The 21,832-nt window shown below is 63.2% G+C and carries 19 protein-coding genes and 1 pseudogene; 10 read left to right on the top strand and 10 right to left on the bottom strand.

Translation table 11 applies throughout. From position 1 onward, the window contains the following. Positions 1-81: 81 nt before the first annotated feature. Entirely contained in the window at positions 82-990 is a 909-nt protein-coding gene (locus FJ940_RS11750; protein WP_140515065.1) for a hydrogen peroxide-inducible genes activator, read from the top strand. Between the two features lie 228 nt (positions 991-1,218). Here FJ940_RS11750 and FJ940_RS11745 read toward each other — a convergent pair whose 3' ends face one another. The 5 genes from FJ940_RS11745 to FJ940_RS11725 all read right to left on the bottom strand — a co-directional run bounded on the left by FJ940_RS11745 (position 1,219) and on the right by FJ940_RS11725 (position 6,579). Continuing rightward, positions 1,219-1,902: an SGNH/GDSL hydrolase family protein gene (locus tag FJ940_RS11745; RefSeq protein WP_140656608.1), complete on the bottom strand. Its 684-nt coding sequence runs from the start codon at positions 1,900-1,902 to the stop codon at positions 1,219-1,221. 88 nt (positions 1,903-1,990) lie between these two features. Then, a complete protein-coding gene (locus tag FJ940_RS11740; protein ID WP_140498342.1) occupies positions 1,991-2,944 on the bottom strand; it encodes an ABC transporter permease in 954 nt (317 codons plus the stop codon). 3 nt (positions 2,945-2,947) lie between these two features. Continuing rightward, positions 2,948-3,910, bottom strand: a complete 963-nt coding sequence (locus FJ940_RS11735; protein WP_140656607.1) for an ABC transporter permease — start codon at positions 3,908-3,910, stop codon at positions 2,948-2,950. 9 nt (positions 3,911-3,919) lie between these two features. Then, positions 3,920-5,431, bottom strand: a complete 1,512-nt coding sequence (locus FJ940_RS11730) for a sugar ABC transporter ATP-binding protein (protein WP_140656606.1) — start codon at positions 5,429-5,431, stop codon at positions 3,920-3,922. A 68-nt stretch (positions 5,432-5,499) separates the two neighbouring features. Beyond that, positions 5,500-6,579 (bottom strand): substrate-binding domain-containing protein, encoded by a 1,080-nt coding sequence (locus FJ940_RS11725; protein WP_140656605.1) that lies wholly within the window; start codon positions 6,577-6,579, stop codon positions 5,500-5,502. Positions 6,580-6,900: 321 nt separating this feature from the next. On the opposite strand from FJ940_RS11725, the gene FJ940_RS11720 reads away from it, so the two are divergent. Further along, positions 6,901-7,551 (top strand): SGNH/GDSL hydrolase family protein, encoded by a 651-nt coding sequence (locus FJ940_RS11720; RefSeq protein WP_140566495.1) that lies wholly within the window; start codon positions 6,901-6,903, stop codon positions 7,549-7,551. 81 nt (positions 7,552-7,632) lie between these two features. Next, positions 7,633-8,703 (top strand): ROK family transcriptional regulator, encoded by a 1,071-nt coding sequence (locus FJ940_RS11715; RefSeq protein ID WP_224684945.1) that lies wholly within the window; start codon positions 7,633-7,635, stop codon positions 8,701-8,703. Here FJ940_RS11715 and FJ940_RS11710 read toward each other — a convergent pair. Then, complete coding sequence (locus tag FJ940_RS11710) at positions 8,697-9,479, bottom strand: class I SAM-dependent methyltransferase (protein ID WP_246671003.1); 783 nt, start codon at positions 9,477-9,479, stop codon at positions 8,697-8,699. The genes FJ940_RS11715 and FJ940_RS11710 overlap by 7 nt on opposite strands. Before the next feature lie 295 nt (positions 9,480-9,774). On the opposite strand from FJ940_RS11710, the gene FJ940_RS11705 reads away from it, so the two are divergent. Continuing rightward, positions 9,775-11,319, top strand: coding sequence for an alpha/beta hydrolase (locus tag FJ940_RS11705; RefSeq protein ID WP_140656753.1), 1,545 nt, complete (start codon positions 9,775-9,777; stop codon positions 11,317-11,319). A 160-nt stretch (positions 11,320-11,479) separates the two neighbouring features. On the opposite strand, the gene FJ940_RS11700 is transcribed toward FJ940_RS11705, so the two are convergent. Both FJ940_RS11700 and FJ940_RS11695 read right to left on the bottom strand, forming a co-directional pair. Then, positions 11,480-12,007 carry a cytochrome c gene (locus tag FJ940_RS11700; RefSeq protein WP_140498540.1) on the bottom strand — a complete coding sequence of 176 codons (528 nt, stop codon included), beginning with the start codon at positions 12,005-12,007 and terminating at the stop codon, positions 11,480-11,482. Positions 12,008-12,128: 121 nt separating this feature from the next. Further along, entirely contained in the window at positions 12,129-13,253 is a 1,125-nt protein-coding gene (locus tag FJ940_RS11695) for an acetylserotonin O-methyltransferase (protein WP_246671002.1), read from the bottom strand. 598 nt (positions 13,254-13,851) lie between these two features. Between FJ940_RS11695 and FJ940_RS11690 the strand changes: the two genes are divergently transcribed. Then, complete coding sequence (locus FJ940_RS11690) at positions 13,852-15,288, top strand: PLP-dependent aminotransferase family protein (protein ID WP_140656604.1); 1,437 nt, start codon at positions 13,852-13,854, stop codon at positions 15,286-15,288. Between the two features lie 12 nt (positions 15,289-15,300). Here the strand turns inward: FJ940_RS11690 and FJ940_RS11685 are convergent, their stop codons facing one another. Next, positions 15,301-16,158: an EamA family transporter gene (locus tag FJ940_RS11685; protein ID WP_281405875.1), complete on the bottom strand. Its 858-nt coding sequence runs from the start codon at positions 16,156-16,158 to the stop codon at positions 15,301-15,303. Here FJ940_RS11685 and FJ940_RS11680 point away from each other — a divergent pair. The 3 genes and pseudogenes from FJ940_RS11680 (at position 16,132) to FJ940_RS11670 (ending at position 18,991) form a co-directional block, all read left to right on the top strand. Further along, complete coding sequence (locus tag FJ940_RS11680; protein ID WP_140498351.1) at positions 16,132-17,088, top strand: AraC family transcriptional regulator; 957 nt, start codon at positions 16,132-16,134, stop codon at positions 17,086-17,088. The two genes, FJ940_RS11685 and FJ940_RS11680, sit on opposite strands and share 27 nt — an antisense overlap. A 130-nt stretch (positions 17,089-17,218) precedes the next feature. Then, positions 17,219-17,920, top strand: coding sequence for a nitroreductase family protein (locus FJ940_RS11675; protein WP_246671000.1), 702 nt, complete (start codon positions 17,219-17,221; stop codon positions 17,918-17,920). Between the two features lie 154 nt (positions 17,921-18,074). Then, positions 18,075-18,991: pseudogene (locus tag FJ940_RS11670) on the top strand (NADP-dependent oxidoreductase). Between the two features lie 195 nt (positions 18,992-19,186). On the opposite strand, the gene FJ940_RS11665 reads toward FJ940_RS11670, so the two are convergent. Then, on the bottom strand, positions 19,187-20,092 hold the full coding sequence (locus FJ940_RS11665) for a LysR family transcriptional regulator (protein ID WP_140498353.1): 906 nt from the start codon (positions 20,090-20,092) through the stop codon (positions 19,187-19,189). A 117-nt stretch (positions 20,093-20,209) separates the two neighbouring features. On the opposite strand from FJ940_RS11665, the gene FJ940_RS11660 reads away from it, so the two are divergent. Further along, positions 20,210-20,632, top strand: a complete 423-nt coding sequence (locus FJ940_RS11660; RefSeq protein WP_140515051.1) for a DoxX family protein — start codon at positions 20,210-20,212, stop codon at positions 20,630-20,632. Positions 20,633-20,677: 45 nt separating this feature from the next. Further along, entirely contained in the window at positions 20,678-21,550 is an 873-nt protein-coding gene (locus FJ940_RS11655) for an NmrA family NAD(P)-binding protein (RefSeq protein ID WP_140515049.1), read from the top strand. The last annotated feature ends 282 nt before the right edge of the window (positions 21,551-21,832 follow it).

Here is a 21,832-nt window from a genome sequence, read left to right as displayed (position 1 = left end):
CATCCTGGAATGATTCCAGACTAGGCCAGCCTGCCGATAAAAACAAATTGCCTTTCCTGTTCCTTTCAATAGGATTTTCTTATGATAGGCCTAACCGTCCGCCAGATGCATTATTTCGACGCACTTGCGCAGACGCTGCATTTCGGGCGTGCGGCGAAACTTGCAGGCGTGAGCCAGCCGGCGCTGTCCTCGCAGATCGCGGAAATGGAGCAGCGGCTGAACTGCCGGCTGTTCGAACGCGGCGGCAAATCGGTGCGCATGACCGACGAGGCGGCAGCCCTTTTGCCGCGCATCGAACGCATCCTTTCCGACATACGCGAGGTCGAGACCATCGCCCGGCGTGGCCGCCCTGCCATGGGAGGGCGCTTCCGGCTGGGCATCATTCCGACCGTCGCGCCCTACCTTTTGCCGCGTGCGCTGCCCGAGCTGAAAATGCATTTCCCGGACTTGATGCTCGAACTGCGCGAGGCGGTGACCGCCTCGCTCGTCGAGGACATCGCGTCGCAAAAGCTCGATGCTTTCATCGCCGCGCTTCCGCTCGACCATCCCGGCCTGGTGACCGAGGCTTTGTTCCCCGACCGGTTTTTCCTGGCCGTGCCGTCAGGCGATCCGGCTTTCGCCTCGCCGCCGGTGCCGCCTGAAAGCCCGGCGCTGGAAAGGCTGATGCTGCTGGAGGAGGGCCATTGCCTGCGCGAGCAGGCGCTGGCTGTCTGCGGCAATGTGCGGCCGGTGGCGATGGCAAGCTACGGCGCCACCAGCCTGACCACGCTCTTGCAGATGGTGGCGCACGGGCTCGGCGTGACGCTGATCCCGGAAATGGCCACGGGACCTGCCGGCACTATCCCCGATCTCAAGATCGTGCCGTTCCAGGAACCCATGCCGCAGCGCACGATCTGCTTTGCCTGGCGGCGCAACAGCACCTTGCACAATGAGTGCAGGGAGCTGGCGAAGATCATACGAGGATTGGCGGCGGCGGTGCAGGCGGTGTGAAGGACGAGGAGCCCAAGCTTACTATCGGCCCAGGCAAACCTCGAATGTGCGCTTGTTGAACGGCTTGAGTGGATAGCTCGTCTTCATAAAAGCAAGTGGGTCAAGTGCCACGGAACGTGTTGGGCAGAATTACGGAACCGGGCTCATCGTTGGGTCCATAATGTGTGTCACAAATGCGATATGTCTGCGATCCGGTCTGTATGTCGCAAGCCGGCGGGCGTTGCGACTTCAGGCGGCGGTGCTGGCGCGGCTTGGCTCAAGAATAGACTTGACCTTGTCGGCGATCGCGCGGCCGAGATCGGCGTTGTTGCCAGCGGTGAAATGGATGCCGTCGATACCGTCCGTGGTGACGAAATCGCCGGCATTCAGAAAGTCGATCTTCATGAAATCCGCCATCGCCTTGTACTGCCTGGCCAGCTCCCTGGATTTTTCGTGGCCGCCGCCGAACATGCCCTCGAACCAGGGATCGGGCATCGGGGTCAGCGGCGGCGGCGCGATGACCAGCGCCTTCGGAGCCGGATAAGGCGTGCCGATACCGCCGGCGCTCGTCAGGATCTGCCCGACCAGTTTCGCCATTCCGTTAGCGATCTCGTAGGGTGTCCGGCGAAAATAGGATTTCGTGTCATTGGTGCCCAGCATGACGATGACCAGATCCAGCGGCAGATGGCTGGCGATGGCAGAGGGCAGGTAATTGGCGCCGTTGAGGCGCGGGTCGTTGGGATCGTCGAGACAGGTCGTGCGCGCACTCAAACCTTCTTCGATGATGTGGTAGCCCGCTCCCAGCGCCGCCGCCATAACACCCGTCCAGCGCTGATCATAGGGGTAGCGGTAGGTCGGCGACCCTTCCTTGACCGGAACCCAGCCCCAGGTCAGCGAGTCGCCGTAGCACATGATATTTTTTGGCGGTGACATCCATGTTTCTCCATCTGTTTGCAGTTGTCTGAACGTGCAGATCTATCGATCCAGCCCTAACGCCGGTGCCGGCTTGCCTTGTTTCGATTCAGGAGGTTCGCACGCGCACTCCGTAGAAGATCGCCGCACCGAGGATGATGACGCCCTGGGCGATGAGCTTGCCGGGTTCGTCGATGCCGAGCACCGTCATCACGACGAACAAAAGCGCGAAGCACAGCGAGCCGAAGAAAGGTCCCCAGACGCCGCCGTCGCCGCGACCGAAGGCGACGCCGCCAAGGATTGTCGCCGCGACTGCCAGGATCGGCAGGTCGAGACCGACGCGCACGCTGCCGACGGCGATTGAACCTGTCTGTACCAGGGCCGCGATCGCCGCGATCAGGCCGGCGAGCGTATGCGCCAGGATGACCGTGCGCTGGACCGGCACGCCGGAAAAATGGGCGGCTTCGGCATTCTCGCCGACAGAGGCCACGTAACGACCAAACACTGTCTGCGACAGAAGCAGCCACACCGCGGCGGTCAGCATGATCCAGAACAGCACCGGCGTCGGAACCGACAGGAACTTCGTGTTGTAGAGGTCGTTGAACAGTTTCGGCACATCGCCGGGTGGATTGCCGCTCGACAGGAACTGCACCAGTCCGACCAGGATGATGCTGACGGCCAGCGTGACTATGACGGCCGACACCCGCCGGATGCCGATCATGAAGCCGTTGAACAGGCCAATGACGAGGCCCGTGGCGAGCGCCAGTACGACGAAGAAGGGCAGCGACGCGCCCGGGAAACTGCCCGACGAGATGAAATAGTTGATCAGCAGGATGATGCCGCCGCCGGAGAGGTCGATCGACTTCACGCGCATGACGACGAGCTGCCCCAGCACGAGAATGCCGAGCGGAACGATCTGCCTGATGAAGATGCCCATGATGTTGAGGTTGAGCATGTTCGGCCGTGCGACCCACAGCGTGGCCAGAAGCACGAGGAAGACAAAGTAGGACGGCGGTATGCGAAGCAGACGCCGGGCGATCGGGTTTGCGAGAACGGCAGTCATCGCTCAGAGCCCCATCTTCTTGCGGGATTGCAGCCCGACCACGGCCAAGAGAATGCCGCCCTTGATCGCCGTCTGGACAAAGGGCGAGACGTTGGCGAGGTTCATGCCATTGGCCAGCAGTGCCATCACAAGCGCGCCGATCACCGTGCCGTGCAGGCTGCCGATTCCGCCTGAAAGCTGGGTGCCTCCAAGTGCCACGGCGGTGACCGTGTCGAGTTCGAAAAGCAACCCGACATTTGGATCACCCGACACGATGCGCCCGGCCAGGAAGACACCGGCAACGGCCGCGAAACAGGAGCAGACCACATAGGCGAGGATGATGTTGCGGCGATCGGAGACGCCGAAATTGCGGGCAGCGCTTTCGGCCCCCGACGCGATGCCGCCGCCGATCGCAAACAGATGCAGGCCGTATCGCGATCCGTAGAGCAGCTTCCAGGCCAACAGCATCACGACGATTCCCCAAAAGACCGGATAAGGAATACCGAGGAAACTGCCTGAGACGGCAGCAATGACGATCTCCGGAACGGTGCCGCCGGAGACGGGACGCAAGATGCGCGTGATGCCAAGGACAATGTACTGCGTCGATAGCGTGGCGATGATTGGATGGACGTTGAAACGGGTGATCGCCAGGCCGTTGATCAGCCCGATGAATGCGGCCAGCACGAAGACCGCCGGGATCAGCACGATCGCCGGCTGGTCGAGCGCCAGCACCGCCGTCGTGAAACTGATGACCGAGCCGACCGATAGATCGAGCCCGCCGACGAGCACGACGACGAGTTGTCCGACCGCCGCGATGACCAGCGGCATCGCCTGCGCAACCAGGTTGAAAAGGTTTTCGGCCGTTGCGAACTGCGTCGTCTGAACCGACAGCCACAGCGAAATGAGCAAGGCAACCAACAATGGAAGACCCCATTGGCCCTGCCGTGTGTTCCGGCCACTCACGATGTTGGACAGGCTACGATACATGGAAGGCCCCTAGTGCCGGCGCGCCGAGCCGCCCGTCAGGGCCGCGTCGAGGATCTTGTGCTCCGTCGCCTGTGCTGCCGGCATTTCGGCCACGATTGTGTCGTGGTGGACGACATAGATGCGGTCGCACAGCCCGATCAGCTCGATCGTCTCGCGCGACAGCACCAGCACCGCGCCACCCTTGCGGGTGAAGTCGCGCAGCAGATGGTAGATCTCGGACTTGGCGCCGATGTCGACGCCGCGGGTCGGCTCTTCCACCAGGAGAAGATCGAGATCCGCGGCGAGGTAGCGGCCGAGCAGCACTTTTTGCTGATTGCCGCCCGACAGCGAACCGACCGGAGCGGACGGCCCTGTCGCCTTTATGTTCATGACATCCATCATGCGGGCGATGACGCTTCGATAGGGCCGCGCCGGCGCAAGTTCGCGTCGCCTCGAATGCAATCCGATGGCGATGTTGTGGGCGATCGGCAAAGCGAGAAAGAGCCCCTCCTCCTTGCGGTCCTCGGGGACGAAACCGACCTTCAGCTGCTGCAAATGGCGAACGCCTGATGATGTCGAGAGCGGCATGTCGAGCGTTTTGCCGTTGATGGAAATCGTCCCGGCAAAAGGATGGTAGCGGCCGATGAGGGAGCGCAGGAAGCGCTGCTGGCCCTGTCCCTCAAGCCCGGCGAGGGCGACGATCTCGCCCTTGTGCAACGTCAGCGAGAGAGGCTGCGATGTCTCGGCGATCCTGAGATTCTCGACGCGCAGGATTTCGCCGCCCCTGTCGCCCGTGCGATCTGGGAACAGGTCCTGGAGTTCGCGCCCGACCATCATGGCGATGAGTTCGTCTGTGGTGATCTCGGACACCGTTCTGGTGCCGACCAGTGCGCCGTCCTTCAGCACCGTCACAGTGTCGCACAGCTCGAAGATTTCCTCCATGCGATGCGAAATGTAGACGATTGCCTTTCCCCTATCGCGCAGGCGGCGGATATTGCGGTTGAGCACATCGACATCGGCCGCGTTGAGCGCCGCTGTCGGCTCGTCGAGAATAAGCACGCCGGCGTCGGCCTGGATGCAATGCGCGATCTCGACGAATTGCCGCTCGGCAATGGTCAGGTTGGAAACGAGTTGCGAGGAGTCTAGCGTGAGACCGAGTTCGCCGAGTGCCTTGGCGGTTCGGCTGTTCATCGCGGAATAGTCGATCGAGCCGAACCGGTTCGTCGGCTCCCGGCCGAGAAACATGTTCTCGGCGATCGACAGATTAGGCAGCAGCGAGTGTTCCTGGAAAACGGTCGAGATGCCGGCATCGAGCGCGGCGCGCGGTGACTTCAGATCGAGCTTTTCCCCATTCATGAAGATCCCGCCGGAATCGGGCTGATACACGCCCGCCAGGATCTTCATCAAGGTCGATTTTCCGGCGCCGTTCTCGCCCATCAGGGCGTGAACGCTGCCGGCCTTCAGATCGAGGGAAACGGAGTGGAGCGCCTTGCTTCCCCCGAATGCCTTCGAAATGTGCGACATCTCGATAAGATTGGCCACTAAACCCTCGCTTCACCACTGGAAGGGCCCGCGGGGACGCTTGTCCACTCCCCGCCGGCCACGGCGTGTCACTTCTTGCCGTAATATTCCTTGAGCTTTTCTTCGGGGAGTTCGCTCGGCCACCAGACATTGGCCGTCAGGTCGTCGCGATAGTATTTCGCGGCCTTGTCCTTGTCCCAGCCATCAGGGTTGTAGACATAGCGCTTGTAGAGTTGCTTGTCCTCGAGCAGGGCTACAGCGGCGCGCACGCCGGCAGCACCCTGGGCCGGGCTGTATTCCGGAGAGATCGACTTGAATCCATCCGTGATCCACTGGCCGAAATAGCCATTGTTGCCCTCGCCCGAAATCGGCGGGATCGGCGTGCCGAACTGCTTGAAGACATCGACGCAGGCGCGCGTCATGTCGGCGCCGGACGACCAGATGCCGTCGACCTGCGGATTGTTCAGATAGAGCGTCTCGCACAGCTTCTTGGCCTTGTCATACTGCCAGTCGCCATGCTCCTCGGCGATGATCTGCACATGCGTGCCCTTGAGTGATTCCAGTAGCCCGTTGTAGCGGTTGGTGTCTTCCGGGTGGCCGGCAAGGCCGCGCAGGACCCAGATCTTGCCGTTGTCGCCAACGGTCTTCACCAGCCAGTCGCCCATCACCTTGCCGAAGTGCTCGGCTCCACCTTGGATTTCGGTGGTGTAGGCATCGGAATCGATGCGGCCGGTGTGAAGGATGACGGGGATGCCGGCGGCGACCGCCTTGGCGATGCTGGCGTTGGCCGACGTGCTGGTCACCGGCTGAACGATGATCGCGTCGACATGCTGGGCGATCAGATCCTCGATATCGGCTACCTGCTTCTTCTGGTCGAAGCCGGCATCGAGCAGGATGAACTTCGAGATGCGCTTGTCCTTCGCCGCGGCATTTTCCGCCTCATGCGCGACCTGCACGGTCCAGGTGTTGGCGTTGACGCCGAAGTCGCTCATTCCGATGACCCAGGGGGGATCCTTCTTGAATGCGCCGGCCGCGGTCATGCGCGTGTCGTCGGGGCGCGGCGCGACGCCGTCCATCAGCTTGATATCTTCCGCGTGCGCCAGGGACGTTACGGCAAGCGCTGATACAACGAGCATCCCCAGCCCGACGGTTTTCAGCAATCCTAACATTGAACTCCTCCTTGTGGTTGCTCCAGCCGTACGGACGCGCACGGGCCGCGAGACGCTCTCCCCATGCATGCTTGTCGTCGCGAACCGACCTATGCACGCAATTCTCCCGCCCCCGAACACATGTGTGTCGAGGCCCAATTTCGGCTGGACAATGATGACGGTCGAGAACTCCTCCGGGCACTTTAGAAGCATAGTGGGTTTGACCTGTCAATAGTTAGTCATGTTGAATGACTATTCCGTTGCTTGCCTTTCGCCACTCCGCTATTCATCATGAAGAGCGCTCGTCCTGCACCGGCGCGCGGTCAGTCCCGGCGGGAAATCATGCGATCAGTCTTGTGCTACGGCGACTCCAACACACACGGCCAGATCCCCGGCAAGGGGCCGCTCGAGCGCTATGGCCCGGCTGAGCGCTGGCCGGGGATACTGCGCGCTCAGCTAGGCCCCGACTGGTATGTCATCGAGGAAGGATTGAGCGGTCGAACCACCGTCCACGACGATCCGATCGAGGGGACACACAAGAACGGTAGAACCTATCTCCGCCCCTGTCTGCAGAGCCATGCGACGCTCGACCTCGTCATCATCATGCTCGGCACCAATGACCTCAAGATCCGCTTCAACAAACCGCCGTCGGAAGTGGCTATGGGCATCGGCTGCCTTGTCTACGACATCAAGGAACTGGCGCCCGGTCCGGGCGGCACCACACCCGAAATCATGATCGTCGCACCGCCGCCGATGCAGGACGACGTCAAGGAGTGGAAGTCCATCTTCGCCGGCGCACCGGAGAAATCGCGGCTGCTGGCGCTCGAGTTCGAGGTGCTGGCGGATTCGCTCGAACTGCACTTTTTCGATGCTGGCTCGGTGGTGTCCTGCAGCGAAGCGGACGGATTTCACATCGATGCCGAAGCGCACAGACTGCTTGGCATCGCACTCGCCCGCGCGGTCGATGCGATCGGCTGGAGCCGCTCGACATGAGCAACCATACCGCCGCCCGGCAATGCGCTCTTACCGATGGGGCGACCCTTGCCTGACATGAGGTTTGCACCACCCAATCCCTTGCGCATCGCCGATCGTGCGAGCGGGCTGAACGCGTTGAGCGTGCGCAGCTACAACGAGCGTCTGGTGCTGTCGCTGCTGCTTCAGAACGAGGGCATATCGCGGATGGAAATCGGCGAGAAGACCGGTCTGTCGGCGCAGACGGCCTCGGTCATCGTCCGCTCCCTCGAACAGGAAGGGCTGGTCTCGCAGGGCGAGGCGCAGCGCGGCCGTGTCGGGCCCCCCACCATCCCGCTTTCACTCAACCCGGAAGGCGCCTACGCGGTCGGCGTCGGCTTCAGCCGGCGCAGGATCGACATCGCGCTCATCGACTTCATCGGCACCGTGCGCTTCCACACGCAGTTGCCCGCGGATGAAGCCAATCCGTTTCCGCAAAGCAGCGATTTGCTTGCGACGATCAGGCAAGCCATGACGAGCCTGCCGGTCGAGGCGCGCAGCCGGGTCGCGGGTATCGGGCTGGCCGTTCCCGATGAGGTCGACGCCATGGCTGCAACCGGCAACGGATCGAGCACGTCCCTGAAGGCTTTGCAAAGCGAGATCGAAGAGCAGATCAAGCTGCCGGTCTTCGTCCAGAACGACATCACCGCGGCGGCCGGCGGCGAGAGCATGTTCGGCGTCGCAAAGCCGCTGAACGACTATTTGTTCTTCTATCTCGGAGCTAGGCTGCAGAGCAGGCTCATCCTCAACCACCAGATCTATAAGGGAAACTCCAGTGCCAGCTTCGATCATGGCCTCATGCGCCTGGAAAGCGAACTGGCCATGCGCGGACGCTCGTCCGAAATCATCTGGAGCAGCAGCCCTGAGTGGCCTGATCTTGGAGAGGCCTACACCGAATGGCTGGGGGAATGCTCAAACCGCCTGAAAGCATCGATCTCGGCGCTGACCCAGTTTGTCGAGTTCAGGACGGTCCTCCTGTCCAGCTATGCGCCGCAGAAAATCGCCAAGGCCTTGTGCGCCGATATCGGCCGGGAATTTGCCGCTGTCCAAGCGTTGCCAGCGCGGGTGACCATCAGCCCGAAAGCCGTCGGCGCAGCCAGCCTGCCGTTCAGCTCGCGGTTTATGATTCAATGATCGGAACGCTGATAACAGAAGGGTTGCAAAGCCCCATCTGAGACGTGGATGCACCCGGTTTGAATGTCGGCTAACTCCGGTGCGAGAAGCTGTCCCTCACGCCATCTTCTGTGACCTCGCGCATCAGGAACGGGATGCCGACGACCGTCATCGGCAATTCCGCGCGGAAGCGGATGTGCGTGGGACCTCGTAATGCACGATCTGGCCTGGGGTGATGGCCCGTCACCCTGTCGGAGCACCGCGACGCCGGCGTAGTGGCTTCCCAATTGCCAGAAGGGCAGCGGGAACCGCCCGCGCTCCTCTTCAACGATGCGGAAGCCCGCCTCTCGGATCAAGTGCAGCGGTTGGCGGTTGAGATGACAGCCGCCGGCGATCTGTCCCCACGGCTTGTTCAGCCGCTCCTGCCATCTGCGGCCGCGCGGCCCCTCGGCCTGGCCGTGCTCGATGAAGATCAGCCGGCCCATAGGTTTCAATATGCGGCGGATCTCGGTCAGCGCCGCGTCAGGGTCGGGAATGGTGCAGAAGGCATAGGTGACGACGACCGTGTCGGCGAGGCCATCGATCAAGGGCAGCCTTTCGCCGCTGGCCCGGATGCAGTCGACGTCGAACGGCAGGGAACGGATCTTCGGTTCGGCCAGGCCAAGCATTGTGCCGTCGGGATCGATGCCGACCAGCCGCTCCACCCTGGCGGCGTCGTAATAGGGAAGGTTCAGGCCGGACCCGAAGCCGACTTCGACGACAATGCCCTGCGCCCGCGGGATCAGGCGCCTTCGCATGCGCGCGAACACGTTTGCCGAACAGCCGGCGTGGACGAGGTAGGGAGCAATGCAGCGTGCGTACCAGGAGAGACAGGATTGGCACATGTCTCAGCCTCCTTTCCCTGCGTTCTTGACGCCGATGGGAACGCCACCCCCGGCAATGGCCTCGGACGTGCAATGCTGGCTGAGAGTATTGACCGGTGACATTTCTCGCTCCAAGGAGTCTCCTGATCGGGCCCGATCGGCCCGACGTCGTGGGATGGATAGAAGGCCGGCGTCCCCTGAACGTCCCCGCTCGGCCGCGTACGGGTCGATGGAAAGATTGGAGTTCCGACTTCTGGGGTTTCCGGAGTTCCGTCTGAACGGGCAGCCGGTGGAGCTCGCCTTGCGCAAGGCGGCCGCGCTCCTCATCTATGTCGCCGAGGCCGGCGGGCCCGTGGCGCGCGAGGTCGCCGCCACGCTTCTGTGGCCCGAAACCGACGAAGAAGCCGCACGAGCACGCCTTCGGCGCACACTGCATAAAATTCGCATCGCGTTCGGCACGGAGGTCATCGCCGCCACGGGGGCATCCCTCAGCCTACACCCGGCGCTTTTCGTCGAGCTCGACTCCAAGGTTTTCGAGCATGCCTGCAATGTCGGCCCGCTCGACGAGGCGGCCGACATCTATAAGGGCGACTATCTCGGCGGCTTCTCACTCCCGGATTGTCCGGAATTCGACGAATGGGTCTTTTTCAGGCGCGAGGCCTTGCGTAGCCGACTGGTGCAGACGCTGGAGCGTACCATCCAAGCGAAGATCGCCGGCGGCGAACCACGCAGCGGGGTGGTGCATGCGACGCGCCTGGCGGCACTCGACCCCTTGAGCGAAAGTGCGCACCGTCACCTGATCCGCGCCCACCTGGCGGCCGGGGACAGGGCGGCAGCCGAGCGCCAGGCCGAAAGCTGTGTCCGGCTGTTACGAGACGAACTCGGCGTAGCGCCGGACCCGGCCACGCTTGCCCTGGTGCGGGAGCCAACTCAAGATGTCACTTTGGACGTGCCCAGGACGCGCTACGTCGAAGTGGACGGCATCCATCTCGCCTATCAGATCGTCGGCAGCGGACCGACGGACATCGTGCTTGTTCCCGGCTTCATTTCGCATGTCGAGCGTATCTGGGAAGACAGACGCTGCCGCGCCTGGATATCAGCGGTTTCGCGCTTGGGCCGCCTGATCCTGTTCGACCGGCGCGGCATGGGACTTTCCGACCGTGTCGGTGTCCGTGCCACAGTCGAAACGACAGCGCAGGATATTCTGGCAGTCATGAACGCGGCCGGCAGCAGCCGGGCCTTGCTCATCGGCGCCTCGGAAGGCGGGCCGGGTTGTGTCCGTTTCGCCATCGATCATCCGGATCGGCTCATCGGCCTTGTCCTGTGGGGCTCGCTCGCGAAAGGCAGCCGCGCGTCGGACTATCCCTTCGCCTTGACCGCCGCGCAATACGATCTGTGGAAGCAGCGGCTGATCGCCGGCTGGGGCGGCCCGGCGGAAATCGAGACGTTCGCCCCGGGCCTCACCGGAGACCGCCAGGCGGAGACCTGGTGGGCGGGATTGCTCAGGGCAGCCTCCAGCCCCGGCGCGGTCGCGGGCCTGCTCGAAGCCCTGCGTGATACCGATGTCCGTCCCCTGCTCGCAAAGGTCTCCGTCCCGACGGTGGTCCTGCACCGGTCCGGCGACCCCGCCGTGCGCGTCGAGGCAGGGCGGCTCCTGGCCGCCGGGATCCCGGGCGCGCGGTTCATCGAGATCGCCGGTGACGACCACTGGTTTTGGGTCGGCGACCAACAGCCGCTGCTCGACAGCATCGGCGCGCTTGCACGAAGCAGTTGATGCGCGGATGCGGCATCTGCCGCCGTCAGTTCCGCGTGTGCAAATGGTTGTGGGGACTGGCCGCGAATGGCGAGGCCGGCGCGGATGCCATTTTGGCCATGCTCCGGGACGACGCCGGGCGGCGTCGAACACGACGTCCGGTGGAAGGCCGGTTTTCGGCCTATTTCGGTGCAGCGGCAGCGGTTCCGCCCGGCGGGATGATCCGCATCATGGATGTCGACACCGTGTCGCCAGGCTTGAACGGGCCCGGGACCTTGTTGCTTACCGGCTTCACGCTTTGCAGGAACGCCGCGATGGCCATGGCATCGTCCGCTGTGAGATGCGCAAAAGCAGGCCAGGGCATAATCGGCGCCAGGGTGCGGCCGTCCGGCCGCTGGCCAGTCTGGATCGCAGCGACGATCTGCTCCGGGGTCCAGCTGCCGATGCCGGTCTCCCTGTCGGGCGTGATGTTTCGACCGGGAAAGACACCGACGCCAGGTATCTCAAAGCCCACATCCGAGCCGCCAAGAAAGCGCGACATATCGGGTTTGCCGAAGAAGTAGCCGGGCGTGTGGCAGTCGTTGCAGCCGGCGATCGTGACCAGGTACTCGCCACGCGCGACCTGCGCGTCGTCGGCCACGGCGACGTATGATGGAAGGGCGACGACCGAGGCCGTGAGCAATGCGAGACGAACTGACGCTGGAAACATGGTTTTCTCCCTTGGTTGTTCTTGGCTTCTCCTATGACCTTTGTCGTGCTCCCGTCGGGGGCTGCCGTTACGCAGCCCGGCCAGCCGATTGCGGCGCACCTGATCCGCTCTACGTTGCGCCTTACGGTTTGCGGCCGATCACGGCGCCGTTCGCGGCGGGAGCATCGAACCAGACCGTCTCGACGTGCCTGAATCCGGCTTCCTCGAGCCACGCCGAATACTCGGCCGGGGTGTAGTTTCGTCCTTCCGTCTCGATCAGCATGTTGAGGCTCATCAGCGCGGCCGGCGCCGGGCCGGTCTTTTCATCATTGACGAGAAGCTCGCTGATGACGACCGCGCCGCCGCTTGGCAAAGCCTCGAAGGATCGGCGCAGCAGGGCGCGGTTCTTCGCCTCGTCCCAATCGTGCATGATCATCGACAGGAGATGCACGTCGTGATCCCCGGGAAGCTGTTCGAAGAAATTGCCGTCCGCGGTCTCGATGCGGTCGGTCAAGCCGGCCTCGGCGATCTTTCCCGCGGCGATCGCGGCGACATGCGGCAAGTCGAACACGGTCGCACGCAGCGCCCCATATTGTTTGCAAAGCTCGATGTCGTACGCGCCCGATCCGCCGCCGATGTCCAGGAGGCGGCGGAAATGACTGAGATCCACGGCTTCGCCGAGCTTGCGCGCGGTCATCGTGGAAAGCGAATGCATCGCCTCCCAAAAAAGCGCCAGCATCGTAGGATCCTCGCCCTCGAACATCGAGGATTGCACTGCCGGATCCCATGTGGTTGGCCGGTTCGTGCGCAGCGCCTCTGCAAGCCTTCCCCAGCCCGCATAGAGTCGCTTGTCGGCCATCTGCACGAAGCCACCGAAGTAATACGGCTTACCCTTCACGAGATAAGTTTCGCTTAAGGGCGTGTTGCGATAGCGGCCGTCCGTTTTCTCCAGGAGCCCAAGTGCAGCGCAGCCGGTCAACAGCATCTCGGCCGGTCGTTGATGCAGGCCGAGCGCTTCCGCCAAACCGGCAACCGTGATGGCGGCGCCGCTCGCAAGGCGGCTGAAGAGGTCCAACTCGTGCGCGGCGGCCAGAGTCTTGAAGACCCAGAAACCGGTCGAAAGCGCCATCAGTGGGACAGCGGAAGGAAGCTCTTGCTTGGTGACGATTGGTCGGTCGGCCGCGCGCAGCCCTGTCTCGCCCGGGATCGAACCGGGCTGGTGGGCAAGCGTTGTCGTGCGCGTAGCAGAGCGCTGATGGTTGGGCATGGCACTCTCCCCAAAATGTTGACGGTTGGTTCGCAGCTTCGAGCCGCGCGGTGGTCTCGACGGCGCGGGTTTCGAAAATGCCGCCGATCGAACGGTCCACCAGCATGCGGCGGCGGCCTTGTGCTCGCAAGGCCGCGCCGATGGCGCGAATAGGGTCAGCCGTGGCGACCGGCGTAGGATCGGCCCCGTGGTCCGGCAGATCGATGGCATGGACCCGAATGTCCCTCAACAGCTCGGGGGACAAATCCGCGATTGCCCGACCTCTTGAGACGGATAATTGCCAAGTCTTGAGGGCCGCGACTGTGGTTTTCGGCACAGACCAAGGTAGTCGCACGCTCGACGGGTGATGGATTCGAGTCTCCGCTCGAGGCATTTCAGCCTCCCATAGCCAGCCATCCGCTTCTTCCCTTGCCGCCGAAGCAATGGTAAGGAGGCTAGAGGACCGATAGAAGTGCCAATTCATGGATTCTTGGCCAGTCCAATTCCAATTGGCATGACGACACTTGCAAGGCGCTGCCGCTAAGCCGGCAGGACGCAGGAGGACTGGTGGCAGGCTGAATTCCAGTGCCTGCGTCAGACCAATTCCAGTTGCTGAACAATGACCACCTTTCACATAAGCCTGGTCGGGCGCAAGAATCTCAGCGGCGAGATTTATCGTCAGATACGGCGCGCCGTTCTGGATCGACGGCTGCGGCCCGGCGACCCTCTGCCGCCTGGCCGCGAACTGGCGCGGACGCTTGCCGTGTCGCGTGCCACCGTGACCGTGGTTTATGAACGGCTCGCCGCGGAAGGGTTCGTGACATCCCGGCAGGGGTCTGGGACGTTCATCAGCGAATTGGTCGTGCCGGCCGGGCGAGAAAAGACCGGACGCCGATCTACCGGCGTGCTCCAGCCACGCCAGATCTGGGAGGCGATAGCCCCACCACCCGCATTCGAGCCGGTTCGGTTCGACTTTCACGCCGGGTTTTGCGATGCTTCGCTGTTTCCGCACGGGGCGTGGCGGCGGTCGGTGGTTTGGGCGCTGCGTTCGGGCGAAGCGACCGCCGGCACTTACGAGCATCCCGCCGGACATCACGATCTCAGGGTCGCAATCGCCAGGCACATAGGCATCTCCCGAGGGATCGGGGCGGCTGCGGACGACATCATTGTCACAAACGGTACGCAGCAGGCACTGGATGTCCTGGCCCGCGTCCTGCTGGCACCGGGCGATGCAATTGCCATTGAAGATCCGGGCTACGGTCCTCCGAGGCATTTGTTCAAGGCCTTGGGTATTCGTGTGGTCGGTGTACCGGTGGATCGCCAGGGCCTGGTCGTTGATGCGCTACCGCGCGGAGTCCGAGCCGTGTATGTCACGCCGTCTCATCAATTTCCGCTTTCGGTGACGATGACGCTGCCGCGCCGGCAGGCGCTGCTGGCCTGGGCCGAGCGAAATAACGCGGCCATCATCGAAGACGACTACGACAGCGAGTTCCGTTTCGGAGGCCGTCCCCTCGAGCCGTTGCAGACGCTCGACGCAAAAGGCCGGGTCATCTACGTCGGCTCCTTCTCGAAGACAATGCTGCCGACGCTTCGGCTGGGCTTCATATTGACGCCGCCATCGCTGCGAGCGGCCGTGCACAAAGCGAAATTCGTCAGCGACTGGCATTCATCGACCCCGGCGCAAGCAGCGCTCGCGCGCTTCATCGATGAGGGCGCCTTTGCGCGTCACATCCGTCGGGTGAACGCAATCTACCGGGAACGGCACCAGATCATCGCGAACGCCATCGCCAATGATTTTGCCGATCATCTCGAACTCATCCCATCGACAACGGGGCTCCATCTCACCGCTCTTGCCCGGAAAATGTCGGCGGACCAGATCGCCGAGGTCGCGCGCCGCGCAGCCGATCGGAGCGTCGCCGTCCAGATCCTGTCACGGTTCGCCGTGAACGCCATACCGCGAGCCGGCATCATGCTGGGGTATGGCGCCATTCCGACGCCCCGCATCGAAGAAGGGTTGCATTTGCTGCGCGCCTGTTTCGACAGTGAACCGTCCTGACCTTCGATTTATCTACGCCACGCGTGGTTGAGCTGGCCTGGGTTTGACCACGGTGGCGAGTACGATGCCGGTGACGATGAAGGCCGCGCCGACCAGATCGTAATCGTGCAAGCCCTCGCCGAGCAGCAGATAGGCTAACACAGCGACGAACACCGTCTGCAGGTAGAGCAGCATGCTCGCTCGGCTCGCACCGAGCGTTTCCACGCTTTTATTGTAGAGATAGTACATCAAGGCGCCGCCCGGACCGGCCAGATAGGCGAGCGCGAGAATGCTGTGGACGTCCATGGCGGAGCGTTCGTCGTTGAACAATTCCCACACATGGAACGGCAAGGCGACCAGCGCACCAGCGCCGAGCAGCAGCACGACCATCGGCAGGAGTTCGATGCCGAATTTGGCACGGCGCAAAAGCACGGTGTACAGGCCCCAGCAGAACGCGCTGCCGACGATCCACAGCTCGCCGGCGTTGAACTTGAGTTGCAGCAGCGCCGTCAGGTTGCCGTGGGCAACGATGAAAATCATCCCGGCGAGCGCAACCAGCGCGCCTAGCGACTTCCACAGCCCGAGCGGCTCGCCAAGCACGAAACGGGCGAGCACCATCGTCATGACAGGCGACAGCGCCATGATGATGCCGGCCGTGGTGGCGTCGGTGTCGTTGAGGCCATGGTAGATCATACCTTGGCACAGGGTGAGGCCGATCGCCCCCACCGCGACGACCTCCACGACGCTCGGTGGCTCGCTCGCGATCCAGGCGCGAGCGTAGCCGGGTTTGGAAATGTGAGCGACAGATAGAACCAGTGCACAATTGCGATAAGATGTTTCACCATTTCCGGTTTTCGAGGTCCAATGTCTGAAGTGGACTGGCTCAGCCATCTCTTGCAAATCATCACCGTTACCGGCCAGCTCGAGGTCCGCTGCGCCTACGGTGCGCCGTGGCGCATTGCCTGGAGCAAGGCTGCCGCAAACGAAATTCCCTACCATGTCATCGTCAGGGGCCGGGCCATTTTGGAGGATCCGGACACGAGAGCAGCAAGGGAGCTGGTGAGTGGAGATATTGTGCTGCTGCCTCACGGCGCGGCGCATGTGCTGCACGACGGCAGCGGGCAAATACCAATCCCTACCCAGCAACGGCGGGGGGCTGCCGGATGGATGCTGAGCGAGAATGATGGCCAGGGCGAGCAACTGGATCTGCTGTGTGGGCGATTTTTTATCGCACCACCCCATGATCGGCTGGTCCGCAACTACCTGCCTGCGGATCTGGTGGCGCGGTCCAAGGACGGCGATGAAGAAAACGGCATCGGCTCCGCCTCCAGCCAACTGGCCGGCCTGGTGACGCTGATGCGAATGGAGTCCGCCGGAGACAGAGCCGGAGGACGCGCCATTCTCAACGCGCTTTCTTCGGCCCTGTTCACACTGGTACTGCGCGCGGCGAGCCAATCCGGGAAAGCCCCCGAAGGCTTGTTGGCCCTGGCCGGCAATCCCCGGCTTGCTCCAGCCATTTCCGCGATGTTCGCCGATGCGGCACGGCCCTGGAAACTGCCCGATCTGGCCGAATTGTGCGGGATGTCGCGCGCTACGTTCATGCGCCAGTTCCAGGACAAGCTGGGTCGCTCCGCGCTCGATTTGTTGACCGATCTCCGCATGAGCCTGGCCGCCAACGAGTTGAAGAAGCCGGCGATCAGCACCGAGGCCGTGGCCGAGACCGTCGGGTATCAATCCGTTTCGGCGTTCCGGCGTGTTTTCGCCGAAAGGACGGGGATGACGCCGGGGGAGTGGCGGCGACTGGCGCACAAGGGCGAGTAAGACGCGCGGTCCGGAATCGAGAAAGCGCAATTTGATCCTTTCGCGCATCACATTGAGCTAATTCAGCCTCGAAATAATCACTCTTCCCCGTAGATTAGGCTCCGCAATCACTTGATAAGGGAGCCATCCAATGAACTGCCTCGCCACCACCGGACCCGCAACCCGCGTAGCCGCCCAGATCTTCGCGCAAACCGGGAAGAGCGAAAACGCTTTCGCGACGAATGCCGTCATCGAAACGATCCTAAGCCGCAGCGCCGCCAAGTACTACGATCCCGCTGCCACCCTGAGCGACGACCAAATCCGCGACCTGGTGCGTATCGGCACGTCCGCGCCAACCTCCTTCCACCTGCAGAACTGGCGCTTCATCGCCGTACGCTCGCCGGAAGCCAAGGCACGGCTGCGCCCGATCGCCTGGAATCAGCCGGCGATCACCGATGCGGCCGTGACCTTCATCATCATCGGCAGGCTGGCCGATGCCAGCACCGTCCCAGCCCGCCTGGCGCCCGTGGTGGAGGCCGGCATCATGCCGGCGCACCTGGTGCCGGAATGGGAGATCCCCGCTCGCGGTTTGTATGACGATCAGCCGCGGCGCCAGCGCGACGAGGCGGTACGCTCCGCGACCTTTGGCACCGCGGCGATCATCTACACGGCCCGGTCGCCGGGCCTGGGTTCGACGCCGATGATCGGTTTCGACGCCGAGGCCGTGCACCGCGAGTTCGGCCTGGCCGAAGACGAAGTGCCGGTGATGCTGCTGACCGTCGGCCCGGAGCGAGCCGGCAACTGGCCGCAGAAGCCGCGCATGCCGGTGGCCGATGTCCTGGACTTTGCATAATCCCCAGCAACTCCAGATCTTACGGAGACAAGGATGGCAAGAACTGCCGCTCTCGTGGAAGGCGCCGCGCCAATGGCTGATTGCGTGAGAGATCGAAGACCTTCCACGCCCGTAAATTACCCCGAACCAACAAATGTCTGAGGAGACAATTCCCATGAAAGCGATCGTAGTGACGGACCAGGCTGCAGGAACGGCCGGGATGAAGGTGGTGCAGCGGCCCGAGCCGCAGGCGGCGATAAACGATGTCGTCGTCGAGATCCATGCGTCGGGGTTCGTCCCGACCGAGCTGACGTGGCCCTCGACCTGGACCGATCGCGTCGACGGCGACCGGACGCCATCGATCCCGGGCACGAGCTGGCCGGGGTGGTCACCGCCCTGGGCTACGGTACGACGGGACTGTCGGTGGGCCAGCGGGTGTTCGGCCTCGCCGACTGGTATCGCGACGGCACCCTGGCGGAGTATATCGCTATCGAGGCCCGCAACCTCGCGCCATTGCCGGGCGATGTCGACTTCACGGTGGGCGCTAGCCTGCCGATCTCGGGCCTGACCGCGTGGCAGGGACTGTTTCAGCACGGCCGTCTTCAGGCGGGGCAGAGCGTCCTTGCGCATGGCGCGGCCGGCGCCGTCGGGTCGATGGTGACGCAGCTCGCACGAGAGGCCGGCGCCTACGTCATTGGCACCGGACGCTCTGCCGACCGCCAGAAGGCGCTCGACTTCGGCGCAAACGAATTCGTCGACCTCGAGAACGACGCCCTCGAAGACGTGCGCGGCGTCGATCTGGTGTTCGATGTCATCGGCGGCGACATCCAGAAGCGGTCCGCGGCGCTGATCCGAGCCGGAGGCACGATGGTGACTGTCGTCGGCCCGGCCGAGGCGAGGCCCGTGGATGGCCTGGCGGTCGACTTCGTCGTCGAAGCCGATCGTGCCCAGCTGAGCGAGATCGTCCAGCGGGTGCGGAACGGACGGCTGCGGACGAACATCGGCAAAGTCGCTCCTCTCGACGAGGCGATCGCCGCCTTCAACTCGACCGAGCGACGCGCGGGGAAAACGGTCATCCGCGTTCGCCCGTGAGGTCTTGGGGGAGAGAGGGACGGTTCCTCTCTCCCCGATTTCGTCCAGACGGGCGGCCCCGGATAGGTTGCGAGCAGCGATATCTCATGTCGGCCCCGCCGGTTTCGGTGTCGCATTCTGTTGGCCCGCCGGGCCGCCGACCGGCAGACATACCCAGAATGTTGATTTCGAGGCGGGACGAAGATGTTCGTCCCGCTATTCGAGATACGGCGCCAGTACATCTTCGATCCATTTCATGAATGCGCGGACGCGGCGCGACAGATTGCTGCGATGTGCTACGACGAAGGACACGGGGATCGCCCGGCGACGCAAATCGGGCATGATCTCCACCAGCGCTCCACTCTTCAAGTATTGGCCAATCCCCAGAAGCGGCGCTTGAATCAGGCCAAGGCCGGCGACGGCGGCAGCGTCGTAGGTCTGCGCGCTGTTGACGTGTAGCGCGCCTGGCAACTGACGCGTCGAGTAGCCGTCGCCGTCCGGATATTCCCATCCATGCGGTCTCGCGCCCAGCATCGTCGAAAAATGAATTGTCCGATGTTCCTGGCGCTGGAGGTCGTCCAGCGACCGAGGGACGCCATAGCGCGCCAGATAAGCGGGACTGGCGGCGTTGACCATGCGCAACAGGCCCAGCGGGCGGGCAATCAGCGTCTCGTCTCCGATGGGACCAAGTCGCAAGACGCAGTCAAACCCCTCTTGAACCAGATCGACTTGCCGGTCGGTACTCGACACCTCCAGCTCCAACTCGGGGTGAGCCGCCATGAACTCCGGCAAGGCCGGCACGATCGTCGTGCGCGCCACTTCGGTCGGAAGATCGACCCGTAAGCGCCCGCGAAGCGCCACGCGATCGCCGGCGAACATCGAGTGCAGATCATCGACTTCAGCCAGCAGATCGCGGGCACGGGCATGAAACGCGCGCCCGTCCTCCGTCAGGCGCACGCTGCGCGTCGTGCGGTGCAGGAGCCTGGCACCGACGTCTTCTTCCAGCTTCCGGACCGCCGTCGAGGCCCTCCCCTTCTGGATGCCCAGGCTATCGGCCGCGCGGGTGAAGCTGCCCATTTCCGCTACCGTTATGAAAATGAGGACGTGCTCGAGATTCTGCATTTCGTGCCTCGTATTGTTTTCCAAGAAGAGAACAGTTGGTTCATTTTCTCGATGTTTATCACACTCAGGAGGCACAGTAAGTTTCGGATATGGGATCTCCCCATCGGAGAACGACAAGTGTCCGAAACCATGAACCCGCGTCAGGCAGCCGAAACCGTGACCTTGCATCGCGCCCTGTGGGCCGGCCGGATCATGAGCGCGCTTGTCGTTATCGCTCTGGTGGCAGACGGCACCATTCAGCTTTTCGCGCCGGCACAGATCGCGGGCATGTTGCAGGAAACCGGGTTCGCGATGGACCTGACCCGTGTCGTGGGGCCGATCATACTCGCCTGCGCCATCCTCTACGCCATTCCGGCCACCGCCGTCCTAGGCGCGATCCTGGTGACGGGCTTTCTGGGCGGTGCCATCTGCGCCCACGTCCGCATTGGTGAGTTGGGATCGCCGCCGGAGATCATTTCCCTGCTTCTGGGCGCGCTGGCGTGGGGCGGCCTCTATCTGCGCGATCCCCGAGTCCGGGCCATTCTACCACTCATCCATTGAACCAACCGGGGCAGTACCCTGTCCCCCGACATCAGGAGAAAACACATGTTTCTAGTCATGGGAATCACGGGAAAAGTTGGCGGCGCAACGGCAGAACATCTGTTGGCGCACCGCAAGGATGTACGCGCGCTCGTCCGCAATCGCGAGAAGGCTGCCAACTGGGCGAACAAGGGCGTGGAGCTGGTGGAGGGCGATTGGAATGATCCGGCAGCCATCGAGCAAGCGCTCGGAGGCGTCGAAGGCGCGTTCGTCATGTTGCCCCCTGTCTGGGCGCCCTCGCCCGATTACAAAGAAGCAAAGGGCGTGATTGCAAACTATGTCGAGGCGCTCACCAAGGCAGCGCCGCCGCGAGTGGTTGCGCTTTCGTCGATGGGCGCGAACCGAACCAGCGGGCACGGGGTGATCACGGCCCTGTCGCTTCTGGAGCAAGGTCTTCGCGACCTGAAATCGCCAATCGCATTTGTGCGCGCCGGCGGGTTCTTCGAAAACTTCCTCTACGGCTTGCAGGTCGCCGAAGGCGGAACGCTACCGGTCTACTACAATCCGACAAACCGGAAATCGACCATGGTCGCGACAAACGACATAGGCGCGGAGGTCGCAACCCTTTTGACCGGGCCGGCGTGGTCGGGCCAGCGCGTCATCGAGGTTGGTTCGATGGTCACCGCCGATGACGTCGCGGGGCAGCTGGGTGAGGTCCTCAATCGCGACGTGAAAGCCTTTGCAATCCCGCGTGCAGGGTGGGCGGAAGCCTTCGAGCAATTCGGCATCCCGAAAGGCCACTCCGGACCTGCCCAAGAAATGTTCGAGGCCGTCAACGCGGGATGGATGGACCTCGGCGTCGCGAGTACGGAGCACGTAGCCGGTACGACGTCCGCACGCGATGTGTTCGAGGCTGCACAGAACGCCGCCAAGGCGTAAGTCCGGGAGAGACGGAGACTTCCCGCGTTAGACGCGGCGCGGGAAGTGCTCAGCCGTTCACGCGGAGCGAGCGCCTCGGAAGCGGATGTGGCAGGCGAAAACAAGACGTGCCGGTTGGCGCGCTTACCGAGCGCCCGAACGTCTATGAATGGCAGGCGCGCTGATCGATCCGCTGCCGGTGCTCTATCATTCTTCGTCGAGCCCCCTCTACGGGGGGGCGGTGAAGGAGTGAGGGCTGAGGTCGGTGCCCTCCAGGCTTGAGGTCGGCGCAAGGCGAATGCG

It is taken from the genome of Mesorhizobium sp. B2-3-7, assembly GCF_006442695.1.
Taxonomy (GTDB): domain Bacteria; phylum Pseudomonadota; class Alphaproteobacteria; order Rhizobiales; family Rhizobiaceae; genus Mesorhizobium.
The sequence above is the reverse complement of the archived record's forward strand: the minus strand, read 5'-3'. Positions and strand labels throughout refer to the sequence as shown.